The following is a 20,913-nucleotide window of genomic DNA, read 5'->3' as shown; positions in this document are numbered from 1 at the left end:
GGCGAGGGGCTTTTTGGTTACCTTGCGGGTAACATTAGCTAAACAAACTAACCCGCCCCTTGTGTAATTTTTTTTAGGCCTGTAAATATTACGTAATATACTGATAGCTGCTCATTTTCCTAATAACAAAAAGCCGGGCATTACTATTTGTAAGCCCGGCCTTAAGGTTTAGGAGGATATATTATTCTACCACTTTATCAAGCGGAGGCACATTACTCTCTGAGCCGGAATACCCCTTGTTTTGGTTTATATGCCCATTAATATTTAAATCTATATCGTTTTGCGGTATAGGCCACAATACGTGGTAGGGCGAAATTGTAAAGTGGTTACCCGAGTTAGTAATAACATTAGGATTTTTATAAAAATCGTTTTTCTCCATTATCCTGTCGTAAAAGAAGTTGTCGGTAGAGAAATTCGCTACGTTATAAGTTTTACCATTATAAGCAGCTTTACCTGTTTGGGCAAATATAAAAGCCATGCGGGTAAGCTCGTCTTTACGCGGCTCTTCCCAAAAAAGCTCTCTTTGGCGCTCATCAAGTATGGTACCGATATTTACTTTACTTGCATCTGTTAGTGGTGCGGCATTGGCGCGTGCGCGTACCTTGTTAATATCGGCCATAGCCAGGGCATTTTGCCCTTTCCACCAGTAAGCTTCGGCGCGTAAAAGGTAAGTTTCGGCTAAACGAAACACGTACCAGTCTGTATTGGTACCACGTGGCGGGCTCCACCACTTATCAGATGCGGTAGTACCCGATCCAATAAACACTTTGTAATGTGGCCAGCCAAACCATGCGCGTATGGTATCCTTAGCGCCGTTCAGGAAACGTTGGTTTACATTATCCGCGGTATATTGCTCCAGGTGTTTGCCATACCAGGCCGGGTCTGATGTTTTAAGCCCGGGTTGATTATAAACCAGATCTGTCATGTCCACCCACATGCCTTTTGCATGGCGCAGGTCGGTGTTATCGGTCCAGATGTATTTGGTAGCATAGGGTGTACCTCGCAAACGGCCAATACCACGGCCATACCAAAGTGTAAGCGGAAACTCCTCTGTCACCTTATCAGATATACCCGGTTTTAACGCACCCGGTGTAAGTATGGTGCCGTTGTGCCACATGGGTACGCAATTACGCATTAACTGCGAACCAAAGCTGGTAGCTCCATCTAAATTCTCCCGATCTATTACTACGTATAGCGCTTCGGTGTTTGCCGCGATAGATTTATTTTCGGGCCTGTGTAAGTCCCAAACAACATTTTTGGTGGCATCGCCTGCAACAATACCAAAGCGGTTGGTCATTAAAGCATAAGGGCCGTTTATGGCAATGTTAGCTGATGTTATGGCATCGTCAAATAAACCTAATGCAAGGTTTATTTTGGTTAATAAATGGGCAGCAGCGCCTTTTGAAGGCTCGCCCTTATTGCCATCGTCAGTAAGTTTTGTTACGGCAAAATCAAGGTCTTCCTTCATTTTTTTAAGGATAACCATACGTTGTGTACTTACATATGATGTATTTACGATCGTTTCTTCTTTTAAAAGAAGCGGAACATCACCAAACTCGTGTACTAAACGGTAATACCTGTAAGCCCTGTGAAAATACGCGGCACTTAACACCTTGTTTTTATCATCGTCAGATGGCCACTGAATATCATTGATCCTGGATATGATAACGTTTGCATCATGCACACCCTGCCACCATACCTCCCAGTAATTACCAATTTTATTATAATCGTTACTGTTTAGATTTGCTGTAGGGGTTATCCGTATGTTCAGGTCCTGTGCAGGGGTTGTTTTATCAGTAGTACCTTCAACAGCTGCATCGGTAAAAATAGATTCGGTTAACATGGGCGCGGAGTCGCCAAAAAACTCAAACCTAACGCTTAAGTTTAAGTTAAGCAGCAACGCACGGAAAGCGCCCGGTGTAGTTAATGTGTTACCCGGTGTATATTTAGATGGTGCTTCGGGGAAAAGATCACTCCGTTTTGTACATCCGCCGGCTGCAAACACCGCTCCAATTGCCAGCGCGGCTATTATATTTTTATTTATCTTTTTCATATTCTGTTTCTTTATACTTTAAAAAGTGACGTTAAATCCTGCTGCCAAAAACCTTGGGGTTGGGCCGTTATTTTGCGGATCCCAAAGAGGCCAGTCGGACATAACGGCGGCGTTTGTAGCATTTACAAACAGCTTAGCGCTCGACATACCAAGGCGTTTTATCAAATTGGGGCTAAAGGTGTAACCTAACGATACTGTTTGCAGCCTTACAAACGATGCTTTGCGCCATATGTTGATAGTTGTGCCAGACGAGCCTGAGTTCAGTCGCGCGTAGTCGTTAATGGGGTTATCAGGTGTCCAGTAAGGTAACGCGTACGAATTCATACGGCCATTACCTACACTGCCAGGGTTGTTAACCGCATTGTTAAATTGCCTTAACTGCCCAATGCTTGATACCAGCATAAACGAAAAATCGAAATTCTTCAGGAAATTGAACTCGTTACGTAACGACCAGCTGAATTTTGGGGCGGTTGAGCCTTTGAAAACTTTATCATCGTTGGTAAATTTAAAGTCGCCTGTACGGTCCTCCAGTTTAAAATCACCAGGTAATGCTCCGTATTTCTTGGCTTCGTCAAGCTCGGCAGTTTGCCAAACACCTTTTACATTGTAATCCCAAACGGCATCAATATCACGCCCGATAAACCACCCGTTACCAATGTCATCTTTTTCCGGAACAGTAACTGTGTTACCCCCGGCATCGGTAGCGGTTGATGAACCATACAAATGCACAAGCTTGTTGCGGTTTAAGTAAAATGTGCCGCTCGCATTCCAGTTAAAGTTTTTGCTTTGGATGATCTTACCTTCCAGCAATACTTCGATACCTTTATTATTTACTTCACCAATGTTTGTATAAACATCGGGGATTGTGTAACCCATAATTCGTGGCAGGGTGCGTTTAACTATCAGGCCGGTTGTTTTACGATTGTACACATCTACCGAACCGCTAAGGCGGTTGTTGAGTATGGCAAAATCCAACCCTAAGTTGGGGCCTGTTGTACGCTCCCAGGTTAGCAGGTTATTTTGCATCGATGCTACCAGGATAGTATTATTGTTTGTTGCGGTCCCGTTAGAAACTGTAGGATATTTTGATGCATTTATAATAGCCAGGGCAAGGCTTGGATCGGCAGTACCGCTTGATAACCGGTTACCGTTCGATCCGTAACCAAAGCGTAGTTTACCATAGTTTAACCACTTAAAAAAATCCTTTTTAAAGAGTTTCTCATCGCTGAAGGTCCATGCTACTGCACCATCGGCGTAGCTTTGGCGCGGCCTTGTTAAGCCAAATGGCGAGAAACCGTCCCTTCGTGCCGTAAAGGTAAAGTTATACTTACCTAAAAGGGTATAGTTTACACGGCCCATTATAGCATCGGCGTTGTAAACGCGGTCGTCGCTGCTTTCAACAGGCAAAGTACCTGCACCAATATTATGATAGCCTAAAACATCGCTTGGGCTAAACTGCGAGTTATTTGTACGGGTATACCAGGTTTGGTATTTTTCTTTATTTAACAAAAAGGTTGCATCAAAAGTGTGGATACCAAATGTTTTGTTCCAGCTTAAAATATTATCGATGTTATACCGGTAACGCTCTTCCATCGAACGGTAGGCCGTACCTGTAAGGCCGTTCACAGCTATCTCGTTGGGGTTTTCGCCCGGCCTGAAAAAGAAGTTACGGTATGCTTCGATCTGAGGTGAGAAATTCAGTGTGTATTTAAAGCCAAAAGGAAGATCAACCTTTGCAAATAATGTTGAAAACAAAACATTTTGCCTGCTAACATTATCGTTATACCGGTTACCCAGGAATGGGTTACGCTGGTTTAAGCCGCTATCATCAGTATCAATACGGGTTAAACTGCCGTCGGGTTTGTAAACGTCGCCATATGGTGACGAATTGATGATCTGCCCCCAGTCGGCCTGGTGAAGGTCGTATCCCGAAACGCCGAATGGATTGCTTGAATTGCTTTCATCACGCATCGAGAATTGTGCATTTACGCCTATTGTTAAAAATTTGGCTGCCTTTCCTTCCAGGTTTACGCGGAAACGGGTGTTATTATAATCGCCGCCTTGTATCAGGTTCTGGTTATTGGTAAAGTTGCCCGAAAAATAATAGCTCACAGTTTCGCTCCTGCCTGATAAACTTGCTGTGTAATCCTGCCGAACGCCGTCCCTAAAGATAAGCTTGGACCAATCGGTAACTTTACCGGCTTTGTAGTTGGTAATTTCGTTAGGGAAAAGGCCTAGGCGTTGTAAATAAACATCAACAGGGTCGCCTGTAGCGCCTGATAAGAACTGATCGACAGTAACACCATCCGGCAGGTTACGCGGGTCGCTGTAAAAATAGTATGGTTTGGTTGTGTTAGCGCTTCGCTGCACATCCGAGCGCCAGTGAAGAAAGTCCTCTCCCTGGTAAAATTTTTGATTTTGGAGTAATTGGGCAACACCTACATTCGCATTCAAGGTGACAACCGACCCACCTTTTTTACCTTTTTTAGTAGTTATGGCTACAACACCACCGGCAGCCTGTGCACCGTACACTGCCAATGCGCTTGGGTCGCGCAGCACATCAACCCTGTCAATATCATTGGGGTTAATATCTGCAATATCGCCAAAGTAAATTACCCCGTCTAAAACTATCAGTGGGTTTACATTGCCCGAAAGGCTCGCTTTCCCCCTAACCTGAAAATCGTCTGTTTTAGCACCTTTAGCAGAGGTGTTAAGCGCCACTGATATCCCCGGTACCGAACCACGCAATACATCTGCAACACTGGTTGGGTTGTCATTTTCAAATTTTTCGGCTTTAACACTGGTAATAGCGCCGGTAACGTCTTTAACCGCACGGGTACCATAACCTATAACCACAACTTCGGCAAGCTGCTTACTGTCATCTTCCAAAGTAACATTTATAGTTGTACGGCCATCAACCTGCTGCTCCTGGGTTATATAGCCCATAAAGCTATATAACAGTATTGCATTGCCCGCAGCGGTAATTGAGTAGCCGCCGTTAACATCAGTTATTGTACCGTTTGCAGCCGTTTTATTTTTTACAGTTACACCCGGCATGGGCAACCCCTGTTTGTCCTTAACAACTCCTTTAATTGTAATATCCTGAGCAAAGGACATCGTTAGCGTTGTTATAAGGAAAGCAAAAATTAGAGTAATTCTTTTTTTCATAATTTGTAATTAATGTGTTTAATTGATTAAGCAGCACAGCTGCCGGAATCCGCGCAAAATGCAAACCTGGTTTGCCCAAATGCTTATGCAGATTATGTCTGCAATAAAAGCGATTACCTCATCGTGAAATCCTCCGGAATTAAATTGGTTAAATAGTAATTATTGGCCTGGTAAACATAGTTTGTACATGTGGTTTTTGCAATAGATTAAACGTTATAATTAATTGATAATTAGACATTTAAATATTTTCTGATACGATAAAATCGCAATAGGTGATACACATAAAACGTTGTTTATGCAGCAATTAGGCATACATAACTGATAAGCCCATTTGCAGGTGATACGCTTACTGAACAATGAAAAAATTTGAAAAAAATTTGAAAAAAAATCACCCCGAAAACAACAGGAAAAAAGAGATAGAAATGGGCTGTTTTCGGCCAAAAAAACACCTCAAATGGGAGATTTTTATCAATATTTTGGCGGGTTGACAACTCATAAATTACTACTAAACCCAACAAAGGGTTTAGAAACGCGCGTTTATGAAATTGCCGGCAAATACCTGAATTTATTCTGCCCGGTTTCGGCATAAATAAGCGATTTTTGGAGTTGATTTTTTGAAAAAAATTGAGTTTTTTTCCGGTAAAATCTGAATGTTTCCGGATGAAAATTGGGTATTACTTGGCGTGTTGAAATTAATATTTGTCGCTGTATGCCCCGATTCAGATCTGCATAATAGCTACATCCATACCTTAAGTGCTGACGATTATTTCTGATTGGCAGCAGCGGCAATCGAATTTGTGTCACCGGAAAAAATCCTTACAATAAAACTGAATAGAACCTGCAAGCAATTCTATGGAACACACCCGATAAATTAACGGGTGTAATGGCCTGCTAAATGGACTTAAACGGGCACTTTTTTATAAACACCAATAAAAACTCGCTTTGCTGCAAAATGGCATCATTAAATTTAAATGGAGGCTTAATTTTTAAGGCCCGTAAGTTGTATCGCATTTAAAACGGCCTGGCCTGTTATGGGAGTAAATAGAATGTTTATACCCCTATGGCCGGTTGCCAAAATGGTGGACTTATGGCTGCCCGCGGTTAAAACTCCATATTTTGGTGCGATGCTAAAATTACTTAAAACAGGTTCTTGGTTCACTTCAACAGTAAATACCCTATCATCCAGGGCCTGCTTATTAGCATTATTATCCAGGTTATAGGCAAGCGCGCCTGCAGGGTTATTTGTGGTAAGTTCGGCAAAGTGCAGGGTAAGCTGGTACTCCCCATCGGGTACATCAAAGTGAAATGACTGTATCCCCACCTGCTGGGTTTGGTAAACAGGGTCGTCGTCGGTTAAATTTATGTTGCGGTCGGTACCGTAGCTTAGCCGGTTATTCCCTTTGAGTTTGTAAGGCTCGCCGCCCGTAAACCCAAAACTTCCCTTTACATAAGGCTGGGCCGGCAACCATACCGTACCATCCTTCGAAATAAATTGCCGTTTTGAACCTAAAAGGGCATTTATCTTTATATCTGTAACTTTTGCCGCGGGCAAATTGGTGGGTATTAAACTAAAACCGACGACAGACCGGTCCCTGATCGTACTACCATCGGCGTTGCCTGATGCTTCTATAATGTTTCTGCCATTTAAAAATGGTACGTTCCAAACAGCCATCCCATCCGCGGTTGATTTAGTGCCCAGGTTTTTGCCATTCACTTTAATCGAAACTTGCGATAAATTGGAAAAAACGGTTAATGGCTGCGTGCATATGTTGTGATCAAGGCTATCGGCCAGGCCCGTTGGGTAAGCCCAGTTGGATATTTTTAAAAATGGGGTTTTGAGCAGGTTGGCCTGGTAAAAAAAATAAACATCTTTTGGCTGCCTGTTTTGGGTAAGTAAACCCTTTGCATTTATATGCGGTGTTGTTTCGGCCCTTTCTTCCGAACTGAAATCAGCCAGGTTCCATATTATGCCGGCGGTAACAAATGGCCGGCTTTGCATCGCCTTTAAATAAACCCTGTGGAAATCAACAGCATAATCAATGCTTTTATCGAACCGTTCAGGGCTAAGCGACCGGATCCTGGCATCAGCATCGGCGCCATATTCGGTCACCAGCATGGGCAGTTTGGGGTACCCGGCATGAAATTTATCTAAAAACTTTGCAAAATCTTCTGTTTTGCCGCCATACCATCCCTGGTATAAGTTCCAGCCTATTAGCATAGGTATATCTATCAGCCCAACCTGCTTATACCTGTTGTAATCGCCATGGCAGGCTATCATGGTATATCTCGATGGGTCTTCTATCCTTGCAAGGCTGTCCAGTTGCGCTGCAAGGTCCCTCACGTTTTTAAAATATACCGCCTGGCGTGGTTTATCGTTACCAAATTCGGGTTTTAGTAATACCTCGTTCATGTAGGCCCATATAATAATACTGGGGTGGTTAAAATTTTGCCTTATCATTTCTACCAGCATATTCTTGCTGTTGCGGGTAAAAGCGTCGGTTTCGGTAATGGCATTTACAACCGGGATCTCTACCGAGGCTAAAATGCCCAGGCTATCGCAGGCATCCAAAACACTTTTATCCTGCGGATAGTGGGCCACACGCAAAAAATTACCGCCCATTTTCTTTAGCAGTAACACATCGCGTTTGTGGTAGCTATCCGGCAAAGCATTACCAAGCCCCTCAAAATCCTGATGGCGGCTTGCCCCTATTAGCTTGTATGGCTTATCGTTCAGAAAAAAACCTTTTTCAGCATCAAACTTATACCAACGCAGCCCAAGGTTATTTGTAACCCGGTCTAACACCTTCCCCGACAGTACATCGATTATGCTGCATGTTACTTTATACAGGTAAGGATCTTCCGGTGCCCACAAGTGCGGATTGGCTATTTCGGGCAGGGATATTTTAAAATCGCTGCCTTTGTTAATCATGTTAATAACAGTTGCCCTATGCGCAACCTGTTTTCCATTACTACCTGTAATCTCTGCTACTACGCGCAACTTTTTTGAAATCCCTTGTTCGTTATTTATCCTGCCTTGTACGCTTACTAAAGCTTTTGTTGCAGATACCCTTGGCGTAGTTATAAATACGCCGTTAGCAGCCTTATTTAAGCTAAAGTGGGTGTTATTAACGGCAGTCAGTTCAACATCACGGTACAGACCACCAAAAAAGGTGAAATCAGCCGTAAGCGGGGGTATGTCTTCGTTAAAACTGTTGTCTACTCTTAAAGCTATCTGGTTATTTGTGCCGGGGCGTAAATAACTGTTAAGCTCAACACAAAAACGGGTATATCCGCCAATATGGGTTGTTGCCTTATGCCCGTTTACATAAACATCTGTAACCTGGTTTGCCCCATTAATATACAGATACAGTTTTTTTTGAAGCGACGCGCTTTGTACAGTTAGGTTTTTAACGTACCAGCAGGCTCCGCGATAATAGCCGGGTTTGTCGTCCATCACATCATTAGCGTTCCAGGTATGTGGTATGCTAACCTGCTGCCACCCTATTTCCGGATTTTTGGCCCCGGGTTCAAAATTATCTTTAGTGAATAGCCAACCCTTATTGAACCCTGTAACCAGGCGCGATTGTGAATAAGCTTTCCCGCATAATGTACTGGTCAAAAGCAAGGTATACAGCACACTCTTTAAGTAAGTTTTATTGTATAGCAACTCCCGCAGCTTAAAAAGCATCAACACATATATTAGCAACCTGTTTAAAGGCATTATTCTCATAATTGGCTTAGTTAAATTTGCTAATTGCTGCCTGTAATTGGTTAATCAGGTACATTTCATATCAATTATACGATGTAAATGAGTTAAGTTTAGCTAAACCGCAGATATATTTCTACGAAAACGTTTGAGTAAACCAGATTGCTGCCGGCTTATTTTTTACGATAACGTTTTCGTAGAAAAGAGGCTTTAAAATAAAAAAACAGTAAGTTTTGTTGTAGACTTGCTTATAAAATTATTTGAACCAGTTATATACCAAGGTGTTCAAATACCCTGCCTTTGGTGAATTTCTTCATCAAAATTTCCATCGTTTTAAAAAATGAAATCAATGCCGTTTGGCATTCACATATTCGTTTAAATAAATTTTTTTATAATTCTGTGGTTTAAACGACCAGTGTGCTCCAGCCTTGCTGTTGGTCGGTTTTCTTTTTTGAACGTTTCTTTTCCTGCATAACTTTTTTAATACGGATGGCGTAGGTCCAGCAGGTACTTTGCCTTATACTGAGCCGCTCGGCAAGTTGATGTGATGAGATACTACCGTTTGTGCAGTAAATTAAATAAGTTAAATAAAACGCCTTATTTATAGGGATGCGGTTATTTTGAAAAATGGTATTGTGCAGGGCCGATTCTTCGTAGCTGCATTTAGTGCAACGGCGGCTATGCGGCAACCTGCCTGCGCAGTACGTAGTGTTTTGGCAACGGGTACATATATATCCATCCTTCCATTTTAAAGCAGCTAAAAATTTAAAACAGGTTTCCTGGTCGGGATACTCGGCACTAAATTCTTTAAAATCCATTTCGGCGGATAAAGCCCTCGATTCGCTTACCTTCCCTATGTTGGTTTTTAACTGCACATTATCCTTTTCAAGCAATACATTCATCCTTAGTATTTCGCCGGCCTGCGCTTCTAATTGCTTGTTAACAGTTACTAACAGTTTGTTCTGATTCTCGATGATACTGTTTTGCCCGAGTATCTCGTTTGATTTTTCAACTACCTCCCTTGTCCTTACCTGTACCTGTTGCTCAAGCTCAAGGTTTATAGAATCCTTCAACTGGCTGTTCAGCTTCATCTGGCGGATGGTTTCTGCGTTGGCGGCATCCTTTTCCCGCCGCAATATCCGCACCTGGTCGCCAATGGCAAACGACAATAAAACCATCTCGATAATAAAACAAAGGCTTAAGCTGTAATAGCTTACAGACGCCGGCAAAAAATAAGTATAGCCAAGCGCACGAAGCGCCCTGATCATAAAACCAACAAACAGAAAAGAATATGCCAATACAAAAAACCTGGCGGGCTTAAACCCTTTACGGTAAATGTGCAATCCTGTAATAAATACGATCGAGAGTGGGATAACCTCAACAAACTTGTAAACAAACAATGACGGGCTTAAGAGCAGGCAATACAAGAAGTAAACTGTTCTTGCAGCAAGTACTGTATTTATAAGCTTATTAAACCCTGGCGATTTTTGTTTTACCTGTAAAAGCTGCTTGCTGAATATAAGTGCGAAAAAGCTTGTAAGATACAGCGCTATGCCGTTACCATAGGTATTTAACAACGGCATGCCTGGCCATAAGTACTGGAAGGCTATACCATCGGCGCTCATTTCGTAAAAGCCAACACTTAATACATAAAAGACATAATACAGGTATTGCTTTCGCCTTACGGCCAGGAACATCAATAGGTTGTGGAAGCAAAATATCAGTATCATGCCATAGAACAGACCGTACCACAAGTACTCGTTCAGCGCGTAACGTACAAAGTAATCAAGCGTACGGTAAACGATAATCACGGTAACCAAATTCCGCGACTTTACTTTAAAGTAGTAGGTATACTCGCCCTTGCGGGTGTCTTTTATTAAAAATTCGAAGTTTTTGTGATGATAAAGCCTGTTATCAAATTTAAGCTTTGCACCCGAAGCTGTCGCGATATAGTTCCCTTCCATATCGGGCATGTAAGCGGTTACTTCATCAGTGGTCTGGTCAAAAAACTCAATGATGCTGTTGTTATCAAGCGTTTCGTCGAATTTAATTTTAACGCGGAACCAGTAGGTTGAACCCGTATTTACATTATTAGGATAATGGGTGTGGTTTATTTTAAATGCGCCGGGGGTGGCTTTTCTAATATCCGCAAAGGTTAACCGGTTGCTGCTGTCTTCCAGGTAGCCAACCTCGTTCAGTATAAATTTATGTTGCTTAACACTTTTATTAACGGTTAAAGTGGTTTGCGCCTGCAAAGAGAAAACGGCAAAACATAAATAAAGTATGAATAGGCTTCTTTTCAACTCCTGTAAAATTAATGGCAAAATAAAAAGCAATTTAACAAACCGGCTTACTACACGCGCCTTGGCCGTTTGGCCCTAACCGGTTCATCAGGTCGCCTTATTTTCATATAAACGGGCGGTTTAACTCCTTCAGGTTCATCTTCTTTAATGCTGATGGTTAACTGCCGGCCCGCTAAGGTAGTGCCGTTTAAGGCTTCTATTATTTGTTTAGCCCCCTGGTAATCGGTTACTTCAATAAAAGCGTACCCTTTACATATTTTTGTCTTTTTATCGCGTACAATTTTAATGGTAGATACCTCGCCATATAGCGCAACCATCTGAACCAGTTCTAATTCTGTCATTTCCAGCGGGAAGCCGCCTACAAATAATTTAACCATTTTTTCCATCTGTACACTGCAAAACTAAGCAATCAACCGCATTAAAAATGCTATGTTATGCTGTTTTATACTTTTAAGTATCTTATAATGTGTTATTTATCATACAAAACCAATAATGCGCAAAAGCCCGCAAATCATTATCAGCCAAAAAAAGACAATTATAGCAATATAATTGACTAATGCCATAGCAGAAAACACCTGTTTCCGGGTGTATTTAATTCTCTTTTTTGTATTGTTGATTTAGTTTGTAGATTTAGAATCTCAATATCAGCATATGAAAAATTTATCCGTTTTAAAAAGCAAAAGCACTTTACGCTTTTTAGGTGTACAAATTATACTGGCACTGTTTATTTTTTCCGCAGGTAAAGCATCGGCACAAAGCCATGCCATGGCCAAAGATCCTGACGTTATTGGCAGATGGGATATCACCATAGAAAAAGACGGTAAAAGCCTCCCTTCGTGGTTAGAGGTGCAAAAATCGGGCACGCATACGCTGATCGGTCGTTACACCTATGCATTTGGCAGCGCAAGGCCAATTTCGCAGGTAATGACAAATAGTGGTAAATACAGTTTCTCTATCCCGCCGCAATGGGAAGAAGGAACCCGTAATATGGATTTTGAATTTGAGGTAGACGGCAACGCTATTAAAGGCACTATGGTTTATACCGACGGCAAATCTTATAATTTCACCGGCGTACGCGCACCTTCACTGGTACGGACAAAAGCACCGGTTTGGGGGCAGCCCATCAGGTTATTTAACGGAAAAGATACCAAAGGCTGGCATACTGATGGAAAAAACCAATGGGTTGTTGAAGGCGGTATATTAAGAAGCAAAAAATCAGGTGCTAACCTTATCACCGATAAAAAATTCAACGATTTTAAACTCCACATCGAGTTTAGGTACAAACAAGGCAGTAACAGCGGGGTTTACCTGCGCGGCCGTTACGAAATACAGGTAATTGATACCAAAAGCGGCGAGCCTGAGCCTATAAATAACCAGTTTAGCTCGGTGTATGGCTTTCTTCCTCCAAATAAAATGATGGCCAAAAATGCGGGCGAATGGCAATCGTATGATATTACGCTGGTAGGCCGCTTAATTACCATTGTAGCCAACGGCACCATGGTAATTTGCAGGCAGGAGATCCCGGGGCTTACCGGTGGCGCTATTGACAGCAAGGAAGGTGAGCCGGGCCCGCTGCTGATACAAGGCGACCACGGCCCTATCGATTACCGTAATATTATCATCACACCTGCTAAGTAAAAATTAAAGGGTTTACTGATAATGTAATAAGCGTACATAAAGCTACGCCGGGTTAAATGTGCCCGGTATTGTCATAGAAAACTCTAAAGAATGTCACCCTTTCTTCAGGATTCGGTTATTTGAATTTTATTTAAAATGTTTTAGTGAGCTTCGCGTCTACATAGGTATACACTCAACAATACGCATATGAAAGACGACTACCTGATACTGAATGGCGACTGCCCGGCGCTTAATGCTACCTTACCGGATACCGAAAAGGAACTGGCTATTTTATTCCTGGATATTCGCAATTTTACCGGCCTTATGGAGTCACAGCCGGGTCGCTCGGTGATACAGGTGGTGCGTCGCTTGTTTACCGCGTTTAACCAGATCATTAAAAACTTTCAGGGTAAGGTAGTAGAGGTAGCGGGCGATAACCTATACGCGGTTTTTGGTTTACAAAGCAACCTGCGCGATGCCGCCAACAATGCATACCAGGCGGCAAAGGTGATGTTCCAAACTGTTAACCTGTTTAATGAAGCACATGACGAGGCATTTGATGGCGGCCCGCTTGAGATAGGCGTTGGCATGCACACCGGGAAAGTATTTGTGGGCGAATTTGGGTTGGAAGGCCCTGCCGCATTATCTGTAATGGGCCTGCCTGTTAACATCGCGGCACGGCTTCAAGCCAAAACCAAGGAGCTTAATAATGATATGCTTATTTCGGAAGATGCCTACCTGTTATTAGAACCCAATGGTGCAGCATTTGACCACCAGACTATTAATTTGCAGGGAATATCTCATGGGCAGCGGGTACGCTTAGCCGGTAAACCTTACAGCAACTCCCTTTCATTATCGGCCTCTCAACATATGGATTACTTGCTGGCTATCTCGGGGTAAGGTATTGCGCCGGCTCCTTATAAACGCCCCGCATTCGCAGGGTTTAACAATACACAGGATATTAAATAAACACTATAACAAAAAAAAGACGCGCTTTGGGGCAACAAAAATTGGGCAATACTACGGATGTACCGTTGCCCAACCTTCGTATTGCCTTATAATTATCTCTCCGTTACCACTGGGAACAAAAGAGATAAAATCGATCAGGTCGGCCTTATTGATATTGCGTTCGCGCATAGTATTACTACATTGCGCCAACAGTACACCTCTTAACTTTAGGTCTTTTAAGGTTTGCTCGTAGGGGCTGCTTTTCATAAATGCAGCTACGCCGTCACCAAAAACTACCAGTTCAATATTTAACTTTCCTTTAAGGCGTTCGTCGTTTAACGCATTATTGATGTTTCGTAATGTTCCTCTTATCCTTTTATCATCGTTGGAGTTAAGGATATATAATGCATCGTAATGTTTAAGCCTGGCCGTTGCGCCGGTAAAAGTATCTGCGTCTGTTTGTTGCGCGCTTACTTGCTTTACAAAACCAAGCAAGGCAAATGCAATAATGAGGGTATATTTTTTCATACAATTATTTATTGGACTATGATTTTTTATCAATTAGCGCTTTCTGAGCCTCCTTTATAGGTTTGTAAGGCCCATACTTATGCTGTTTCTCGCTGAATGTATCTAAATATGGCCCGAATGGAAAGTCTATCGGTTTCTTCTTTAGATCGTTCCAGTCCATACGCTGATCCTTATGCGGGCGCGGCTGTGAGTTTACAAAAGCCGAAACATTCCAGGCCTCCTCATCCGTTAGCTGCGGGTTTTGATAGGTGGAACCATAAGGCATGTTATTTTTAACAAAACCTGCAAAATTAATTAAGCGGTACATACCAGCGCCGTCGTTATAGCTATGCTTTCCCCATAAAGGCGGATAAATATAGGTAACCTTATCTGCAGCCAAAAGCCCTTCTCCGCTTACCCCGTGGCATTTTTGACATTTAGCTAAAAAAACTGACTTCCCTTTAACCGGATCGGCCGCGTGGTTCATAAAGGCAAGTTTTTCGGTAGCGTTGCCGAATAAGTTTTGGCCTTTTTTTACATTTTGGCCTAACCAGCTCATATAAGCAAGCATCGCTTTTATCTCTTTACCAGATGTATCAGGCGTTTTAATTGCAGCCAGGCTGCGCTCAAAGCATTCGGTTATACGTTCTGCCGGCAGCGTAATCCTACCGCTTCTATTGCTTCGTTTTGGATAGCTCGAAATAAAGCTCGCGTAATTATTGCCAAATATTTTTTTACCTGCATCAAGGTGGCAGTTTTGGCAATTCATCCCATTGCTTATCACCGCGATAGTCCCTTTTGGGCCAAAGTATTTTGCAGTATGTGCCAGCAGTTCGCGACCGTAGCGGATAGCATCACCGGCTTTGCCCGCTGGGATGGTATTTTCTGCGGGTGCTTTCCAGGCGTTAGCCGGAACCGGCCTGGAGGCTGGGATAAGGTTGCTTTTCAACTCAATTCCTTTCCGTTTTACCAAAGGCTTGCCAAGTTCATGAGATAAGGCAATAAAAGTTATAATAACCCCTGTTAATCCAATTAAAATGCAGTAAATGGCATAGCGGGGCATACTGCCTGCCGACTTAACTAAACGTACATCCTTTTGCTGATCTTTCATGCTTGTATATGTGTTGCATATTGTTGTCAAGATACATAAATCATTGTTAACCAAGGCATCAATTGGTAGTATAAAGGTTGTTTAAAGCACCTGTAACTGATGTGTGACGGCCCTATAATTAGCATTGGTAAACAGGGCGATCAGTAATAACAACGACACGTCCTGAAGTATCGAATCTACGCATGGGTAACGCATCATTATTTAATATGCAAGTTGTGCAAACTTACATTTTAACATATGATGAAGCGTAAATATTATATTTGATGAATGGAAACAGCCTTAACAGATGAATTTGCCTTACCGGGTATGCCAGCAATTGCCTTAAGCAAGTTGTTGGAGATTGCTAAACAGGCCGGGGCGGCAATACTAAAAATATATGCCGAAGGAGCCGGTGAAGTAATCATTAAAAGCGACAACTCCCCGCTAACCGCTGCAGACCAGGCGTCGAATGAGCTTATAGTTAAAGGCCTAAAAGAACTGACACCGGCCATCCCTGTTATATCTGAAGAAGAAAAGGACACACCGTATGAAATTCGTAAAGGTTATAAATATTACTGGTGCGTCGATCCTTTAGACGGCACTAAAAAGTACATAAAACGCAATGGAGAATTTACCGTGAACATTGCCCTTATCTGTAAAAATAAGCCGGTATTTGGTATTATTTACGTGCCTGTAACTGGCGCGTTATTCTATGGCGGAAAAGATACGGGGAGTTGGAAAGTAGATGCAGACGGGCAAAAAAACCAGCTTAAAATTGACAATAAAGCTGATAACTGGACCGTGGTTGGCAGCCGTTCGCATGCTGCTGACGAGGAAACGGCTGTGCTAAAAAAATACCCTGTTGGGCAAATGGTTTCAGTAGGCAGTTCCCTGAAATTTTGCTTGATCGCAGAAGGGCTGGCGCAAATTTATTACCGCCATGGGCCAACCATGGAATGGGACACTGCATCCGGCCAAGCTGATAGGGCGACAAGGTTCATCAGGTCTACATATTCCGAAACCTGTTTATGGGTGGCGATATGTTTTTCACGTAATCCTAAAAAATCTTCAAAGCGATCCTGTGCATAAGTGCCGGTTGCAACCCGGTTTTCTGTATAATTACTGCCCTGGCGGGTGTACGCTATACAGAATATTTTGAGGGATGACCTGATCATCTCTTCATAAGCATCCTCTCTTAAGGTATATTCATTAAAAATGGAAGCGAGGATCGTATCAAGCTTAGCAAAGCGGGTTTCATCTAACCCGCAAAAATTTTTGCTGCTGGCCCTTTTCAGCCGCTGGTTTGACAAAGGTTCCTTCGGATTATAAAATTCAGTATTAAACTCAGCAAGGTAGCCGGATGATCCTGCTTTAAGATATAACTGATGCACCTGGCCGGGCCTTAAAAAGAATAACGAGTTGTCCCGAACGGTATGCGAAGTAAAATCTATTTCATGGGTGCCTTCACCATTCCTCACAGCAAGAATAAAAAAGAAATTATGCCGGTGAAGACCGTGAACCAGGTCGCGGTCACCAACGATATCCTCTATCCGGCGGATCTTGAACCGTTCTGCGGAAGGGTGAATTTCTTGCGATCGGCCAAGCTGCCTGATGGGTATTTTCTGCACTTATATACTCAGTTAATTTAATTTCAGGTATATAAATATACGACAGGGCATTTAAAATAGCAATAACTGCGGATCATCAACATTGAATTAAAAAACTGCTGATGAAGAGCGGTTTGCATAAATACTAAATCAGCGCATCGCCAAACCCTCCGCCCCATAAAGCAAAAATGAATTTAACTTTCCGGCTGCCTTTTAAATAGCGTGGATGTTTCTTATTTCCCTACCGGTTACCAACCCTACAACCGAAAAACGACTTTATCATCGCGTTACCATTTGTCAAAATGGTTTATATTACTTCAGGTTGATCTTATTGCTATTCTCCATAACCATTTCCTCAGACGGGAATTGTTTTTGCCACATTTTATAATACTGTCCCCGGGTTTTCATCAGTTCGTGATGAGTGCCCTCTTCCATCAGCTTGCCGGTTTGCAATACGATGATCTTATCTGCATTCATAACGGTACTTAGCCGGTGGGCAATGATAATGATCGTTTTTTGCTGTTCGCGCAGCAAAGCCACCGCGTTTTGTACATGTGATTCGGATTCCGAATCAAGTGATGATGTCGCCTCATCCAATATTAATATCTCCGGGTCGCGGTAAAGCGCACGCGCGATAGCCAGGCGTTGCCGCTGCCCGCCCGACAAGTTCGTACCATTCTCGCCCAAAAAGGTATTAAAACCATTTGGCAGGCGCTCAATAAAATCGGTGATCTCCAGGTCCGCGCAGATCCTGACCACGCGTTTCATATCAGGCTCCAAATCGCCAATAGCAATATTTTCCGTTACGTTGCCGGCAAACAGGTGTACGTCCTGTGGTACAACGCTCACGATCCGGCGTAAACTTTCGTTGGTGATATACTTAATATCATAGTCCCCAATGAATACCGAACCCGACTGCAGCTCATAAATATTCTGCATGAGGGAAAGCAACGTGGTTTTACCCGACCCGCTTTCGCCGACGATGGCCGTGATCTTTCCCTTTGAGATCTGAAGATCGAGCCCCTCGAATACGTTATTACGGGTACCATAACGAAAGTGAACATCTTTGAATTTAATATCCCCTACCATGTCCGGTGTCAGTTCGGCACGGTTCTCAACTGGTTCCTGTTCCATGTCCATGATCTCGAACAGCCTGTCGGCGGCGATGCGGGCATCCTGCAGGGTTTTGTTCATACCGATCAGGCTGGCTACCGGCCCCATAAAATAACCGATGATCGAGTAAAATGAAAGCAATTCACCCGGCGTAATGATCTTATCCAGCACAAATGCCGAGCCTGACCATAATAGGATAACTGTAAATGTGGTCGATGTAAAACTGCTGAGGTTGCCTACCCATAAAGAGTTGGTTGCCGAGCGGAACACCGTTTTCAGCATGTTGATAAAACGGGTCTCGGTTTTAAAGTTGGCAAATTCTTCCAGCCCGAAACGCTTGATGGTCGAGATCGCGTTCACCGATTCCACCAGTTGCGTTTGCAGGTCTGCGGCGTTCTCCATCAGCTTACGCTGGGTGCTCCTGTTCAGCCTGTCGGATAGTTTATAGATGAACGCGAAGATAGGGACGATCACGAGCATAATGAGCGCCAGTTTCCAGTAATAGGTAAACATCAGCGCAAAGGAAAAGATAAGAATGAAAATGTTCACAGCGAACATGACCAGCACCTCGTTGATAAACGAACGGATCTTGACCGCATCGTTTATCCGCGAGATAATTTCACCTACCCGCATACTGTCAAAAAATTGCTGGGGTAACCTTAAAAGGTGTTTGTAATAACCCAGTATCAAACGCGCATCAATCTGTTGGCCCGTTTTAAGCGTAATAAGCGTTCGGGCATGATTGATAAAAACCTGCAGGAATATAATCACCACCATCACTACACCCATCAGGTTTAGCAGGTTTCGGTTATCTTCGGGCAGTACATTATCCACTATCTTCTGCAGGAATATCGCCGTAGAAAGGCCTAAGATCGTATACACAATGGCGCCGAGCAGCACCTGCAGCAGCATACCCTTATGTGGTTTTAACAATTGCCAGAAACGCTTTTCAACGGATACCTTCCGGTCTCCGGCTATAAAGGTTTCAGTTGGGGCAAGCAACACTAAAACGCCTGTCCATATCTTTTTAAACGTTTCGTGCGGGAGTTCATGTAACAGGCCGTCGCCGGGATCCATCACCTCTACAAACGTATCGGTTACTTTATAGATGACCACATAATGCTGCAAATGGTTTGGCAGTAATACATGCGCGATGGTAGGCACCGGGATCTCGAACAGGTTATCAAAATCGCCTTTAACCCCCTTGGCTGAAAAGCCTAACTGCGCAGATGCTTCGATCAGCCCAAGCAGGTTGGTTCCCTTTTTATCGGTAGAGGCCATTTGCCTGATCCGGGCGATTGGCATGTTCAAATTATAATAAGCAGCTATAGATGCAAGACAGGCGGCCCCACAGTCCATAATATCATGCTGTTGGATCTGGATCCGCCTCCTGGTACGCTTATCTGCAGTAGCAGCATCCCATTTTTTGTAAAGAACTGACCTTCTGATGCGGTGAGCGAAAGAGTTGTACCAGGCTTCGATATTTTCTATAAATCGGTCGAATTTTGCCATGGCCTATAATTGTGCTGTTGTTTTTGATGAAAGGCGCCCGGGGTTTAGCCAGTCGCTGGTTTTATCGTACAATAATTGGAATAATGTACGCCTTGTGACATAGAAATTGGCCTGTAAGGTCATCCCTTTTTTGATACGACCTACATAACCGTTTTCTAATTTTAAATAGCTTTGGTCAAGCAGGCAACGTACCTTAAAATAGGGTTGCTGCCCCTTATCGGTGAATATATCGTTGCTTACGCTAAGTACTTTGCCTGTAAGCAGCCCCCACTGGTTATAATTAAAGGCATCAACCTGAAAATTTACTTTGATATCCGGCCGTATCAAACCGATATCTTTTGGCAATACATAAACTTCGGCGATCATACCTGTTTCTGGTGATATCTCTGCGATCACTTCGTTTGCAGCAATTACGCTACCCGGCTGCACCCCCTTTACATTCTGCACGGTGCCGCTTACCGGTGCACGCAAGGTATAATAATCCTTTTGTTCTTCTATATATTTACCTTCCGATTGCAGGCTGCGCATTTGCGATTTAAGTGTATTTAATTCGGCCTGCCATTTACTGCCCTGTCCGTCATATATGAGTTGCAACCCATTTCGTGCATTCTGGTATACGAGGTGCTGTTCTTCGTATTCGGCGGCGGAAAGTACATGATTACGATACAGGTAATTATATCTTTCCTCATTACGGGTAGCTGCCGCCAGTTTTGCCGAAGCATCACGCGCCTGTTGTTTCAATAAAACCCATTGCTGCCCATACAGGGCTGATTTTAGCTGCGGATTAGAATTCCAGTTACGATTTTTAGCAATATCCGAAAGCACTTGCAAATCCGCCATTTGTGCATCAAATTCTATCTGCTGGGTACGGGCGGCCAGGTCCTGCTGGTTAATGGCCGCGGCAGTGAGTGTTACCAATATCTGCCCTTTTTTCACATGCATATTCTCGGTAAGCAACATGGTATCTATCCGGCCAGCCACCAGCGCTTTAATTTCATTATGCTCGGTGGTTGATTTGATCGTTCCAAGGCTTTTTACATTGATATTAACCTTAACAAAAAAAATGGCGACAAGTGCCATCAGCACAAAACCTATAACCATTTTATAAATGATATTGGTTTGCGGGTCATACTTACGAAAATGGTATTCTGCCGTAAGTGATAAAAACTCAGCCGGGAAAACTTTGTCGTTGTTATCCATCCTATTTTAAGTATTCGGTAAATAGTAAATTAAAAAATCTGCAAAGTGTTTTAAACCGCTCAAAATCTCTTAAACAAAAAAGGGATAGC

13 protein-coding genes and 1 pseudogene are annotated in these 20,913 nt (G+C 43.0%); 4 read left to right on the top strand and 10 right to left on the bottom strand.

What is annotated here, in order from left to right; translation table 11 throughout:
* Positions 1–181: 181 nt before the first annotated feature.
* The 5 genes from EWM62_RS00680 to EWM62_RS00660 all read right to left on the bottom strand — a co-directional run bounded on the left by EWM62_RS00680 (position 182) and on the right by EWM62_RS00660 (position 11,616).
* The gene (locus EWM62_RS00680; protein WP_129874719.1) at positions 182–2,053 is read right to left on the bottom strand and encodes a RagB/SusD family nutrient uptake outer membrane protein; all 1,872 of its coding nucleotides are present in this window, start codon (positions 2,051–2,053) and stop codon (positions 182–184) included.
* 18 nt (positions 2,054–2,071) lie between these two features.
* Positions 2,072–5,221 (bottom strand): SusC/RagA family TonB-linked outer membrane protein, encoded by a 3,150-nt coding sequence (locus EWM62_RS00675; RefSeq protein ID WP_129874718.1) that lies wholly within the window; start codon positions 5,219–5,221, stop codon positions 2,072–2,074.
* Positions 5,222–6,200: 979 nt separating this feature from the next.
* The gene (locus EWM62_RS00670) at positions 6,201–8,840 is read right to left on the bottom strand and encodes a glycoside hydrolase family 2 TIM barrel-domain containing protein (protein WP_238989247.1); all 2,640 of its coding nucleotides are present in this window, start codon (positions 8,838–8,840) and stop codon (positions 6,201–6,203) included.
* Between the two features lie 491 nt (positions 8,841–9,331).
* Positions 9,332–11,230 (bottom strand): 7TM diverse intracellular signaling domain-containing protein, encoded by a 1,899-nt coding sequence (locus tag EWM62_RS00665; protein ID WP_238989246.1) that lies wholly within the window; start codon positions 11,228–11,230, stop codon positions 9,332–9,334.
* A 50-nt stretch (positions 11,231–11,280) separates the two neighbouring features.
* Positions 11,281–11,616 (bottom strand): RNA recognition motif domain-containing protein, encoded by a 336-nt coding sequence (locus tag EWM62_RS00660; RefSeq protein WP_129874716.1) that lies wholly within the window; start codon positions 11,614–11,616, stop codon positions 11,281–11,283.
* 265 nt (positions 11,617–11,881) lie between these two features.
* Here EWM62_RS00660 and EWM62_RS00655 point away from each other — a divergent pair, with 265 nt between their 5' ends.
* Positions 11,882–12,868, top strand: a complete 987-nt coding sequence (locus tag EWM62_RS00655) for a 3-keto-disaccharide hydrolase (RefSeq protein WP_129874715.1) — start codon at positions 11,882–11,884, stop codon at positions 12,866–12,868.
* Between the two features lie 186 nt (positions 12,869–13,054).
* Positions 13,055–13,747, top strand: coding sequence for an adenylate/guanylate cyclase domain-containing protein (locus tag EWM62_RS00650; RefSeq protein WP_129874714.1), 693 nt, complete (start codon positions 13,055–13,057; stop codon positions 13,745–13,747).
* 120 nt (positions 13,748–13,867) lie between these two features.
* Here EWM62_RS00650 and EWM62_RS00645 read toward each other — a convergent pair whose 3' ends face one another.
* Both EWM62_RS00645 and EWM62_RS00640 read right to left on the bottom strand, forming a co-directional pair.
* Complete coding sequence (locus tag EWM62_RS00645) at positions 13,868–14,323, bottom strand: DsrE family protein (RefSeq protein ID WP_129874713.1); 456 nt, start codon at positions 14,321–14,323, stop codon at positions 13,868–13,870.
* 16 nt (positions 14,324–14,339) lie between these two features.
* Positions 14,340–15,413, bottom strand: a complete 1,074-nt coding sequence (locus EWM62_RS00640) for a c-type cytochrome (RefSeq protein ID WP_129874712.1) — start codon at positions 15,411–15,413, stop codon at positions 14,340–14,342.
* A 267-nt stretch (positions 15,414–15,680) separates the two neighbouring features.
* Between EWM62_RS00640 and cysQ the strand changes: the two genes are divergently transcribed.
* On the top strand, positions 15,681–16,481 hold the full coding sequence (gene cysQ, locus EWM62_RS00635; RefSeq protein ID WP_129874711.1) for a 3'(2'),5'-bisphosphate nucleotidase CysQ: 801 nt from the start codon (positions 15,681–15,683) through the stop codon (positions 16,479–16,481).
* A gap of 338 nt (positions 16,482–16,819) precedes the next feature.
* Here cysQ and EWM62_RS19765 read toward each other — a convergent pair.
* Positions 16,820–16,870 (bottom strand): annotated as a pseudogene (locus EWM62_RS19765) (hypothetical protein); the annotation flags it as partial.
* Between EWM62_RS19765 and EWM62_RS19420 the strand changes: the two are divergent.
* Positions 16,847–17,041 carry a hypothetical protein gene (locus tag EWM62_RS19420; RefSeq protein ID WP_203234984.1) on the top strand — a complete coding sequence of 65 codons (195 nt, stop codon included), beginning with the start codon at positions 16,847–16,849 and terminating at the stop codon, positions 17,039–17,041. The pseudogene EWM62_RS19765 and the gene EWM62_RS19420 sit on opposite strands and share 24 nt — an antisense overlap.
* A 270-nt stretch (positions 17,042–17,311) precedes the next feature.
* Here EWM62_RS19420 and EWM62_RS00625 read toward each other — a convergent pair whose 3' ends face one another.
* Positions 17,312–19,624: a peptidase domain-containing ABC transporter gene (locus tag EWM62_RS00625; RefSeq protein WP_129874709.1), complete on the bottom strand. Its 2,313-nt coding sequence runs from the start codon at positions 19,622–19,624 to the stop codon at positions 17,312–17,314.
* 3 nt (positions 19,625–19,627) lie between these two features.
* Complete coding sequence (locus EWM62_RS00620; protein WP_129874708.1) at positions 19,628–20,824, bottom strand: HlyD family secretion protein; 1,197 nt, start codon at positions 20,822–20,824, stop codon at positions 19,628–19,630.
* Between the last annotated feature and the right edge of the window lie 89 nt (positions 20,825–20,913).

Source organism: Mucilaginibacter terrigena, from assembly GCF_004168255.1.
In the GTDB taxonomy this organism is placed as follows: Bacteria; Bacteroidota; Bacteroidia; order Sphingobacteriales; family Sphingobacteriaceae; genus Mucilaginibacter; species Mucilaginibacter terrigena.
Note: the sequence above shows the minus strand (reverse complement) of the source record. Positions and strands in the feature narration are given on the sequence as shown.

Bases quoted from the DNA above. Each gene is read 5' to 3' on its own strand.
- EWM62_RS00650 (WP_129874714.1), top strand. From the start codon at position 13,055: ATGAAAGACGACTACCTGATACTGAATGGCGACTGCCCGGCGCTTAAT.
- EWM62_RS00625 (WP_129874709.1), bottom strand. From the start codon at position 19,624: ATGGCAAAATTCGACCGATTTATAGAAAATATCGAAGCCTGGTACAAC.
- EWM62_RS00675 (WP_129874718.1), bottom strand. From the start codon at position 5,221: ATGAAAAAAAGAATTACTCTAATTTTTGCTTTCCTTATAACAACGCTA.
- EWM62_RS00645 (WP_129874713.1), bottom strand. From the start codon at position 14,323: ATGAAAAAATATACCCTCATTATTGCATTTGCCTTGCTTGGTTTTGTA.
- EWM62_RS19420 (WP_203234984.1), top strand. From the start codon at position 16,847: ATGGGTGCCTTCACCATTCCTCACAGCAAGAATAAAAAAGAAATTATG.
- EWM62_RS00640 (WP_129874712.1), bottom strand. From the start codon at position 15,413: ATGAAAGATCAGCAAAAGGATGTACGTTTAGTTAAGTCGGCAGGCAGT.
- cysQ (WP_129874711.1), top strand. From the start codon at position 15,681: ATGGAAACAGCCTTAACAGATGAATTTGCCTTACCGGGTATGCCAGCA.
- EWM62_RS00680 (WP_129874719.1), bottom strand. From the start codon at position 2,053: ATGAAAAAGATAAATAAAAATATAATAGCCGCGCTGGCAATTGGAGCG.
- EWM62_RS00660 (WP_129874716.1), bottom strand. From the start codon at position 11,616: ATGGAAAAAATGGTTAAATTATTTGTAGGCGGCTTCCCGCTGGAAATG.
- EWM62_RS00655 (WP_129874715.1), top strand. From the start codon at position 11,882: ATGAAAAATTTATCCGTTTTAAAAAGCAAAAGCACTTTACGCTTTTTA.
- EWM62_RS00620 (WP_129874708.1), bottom strand. From the start codon at position 20,824: ATGGATAACAACGACAAAGTTTTCCCGGCTGAGTTTTTATCACTTACG.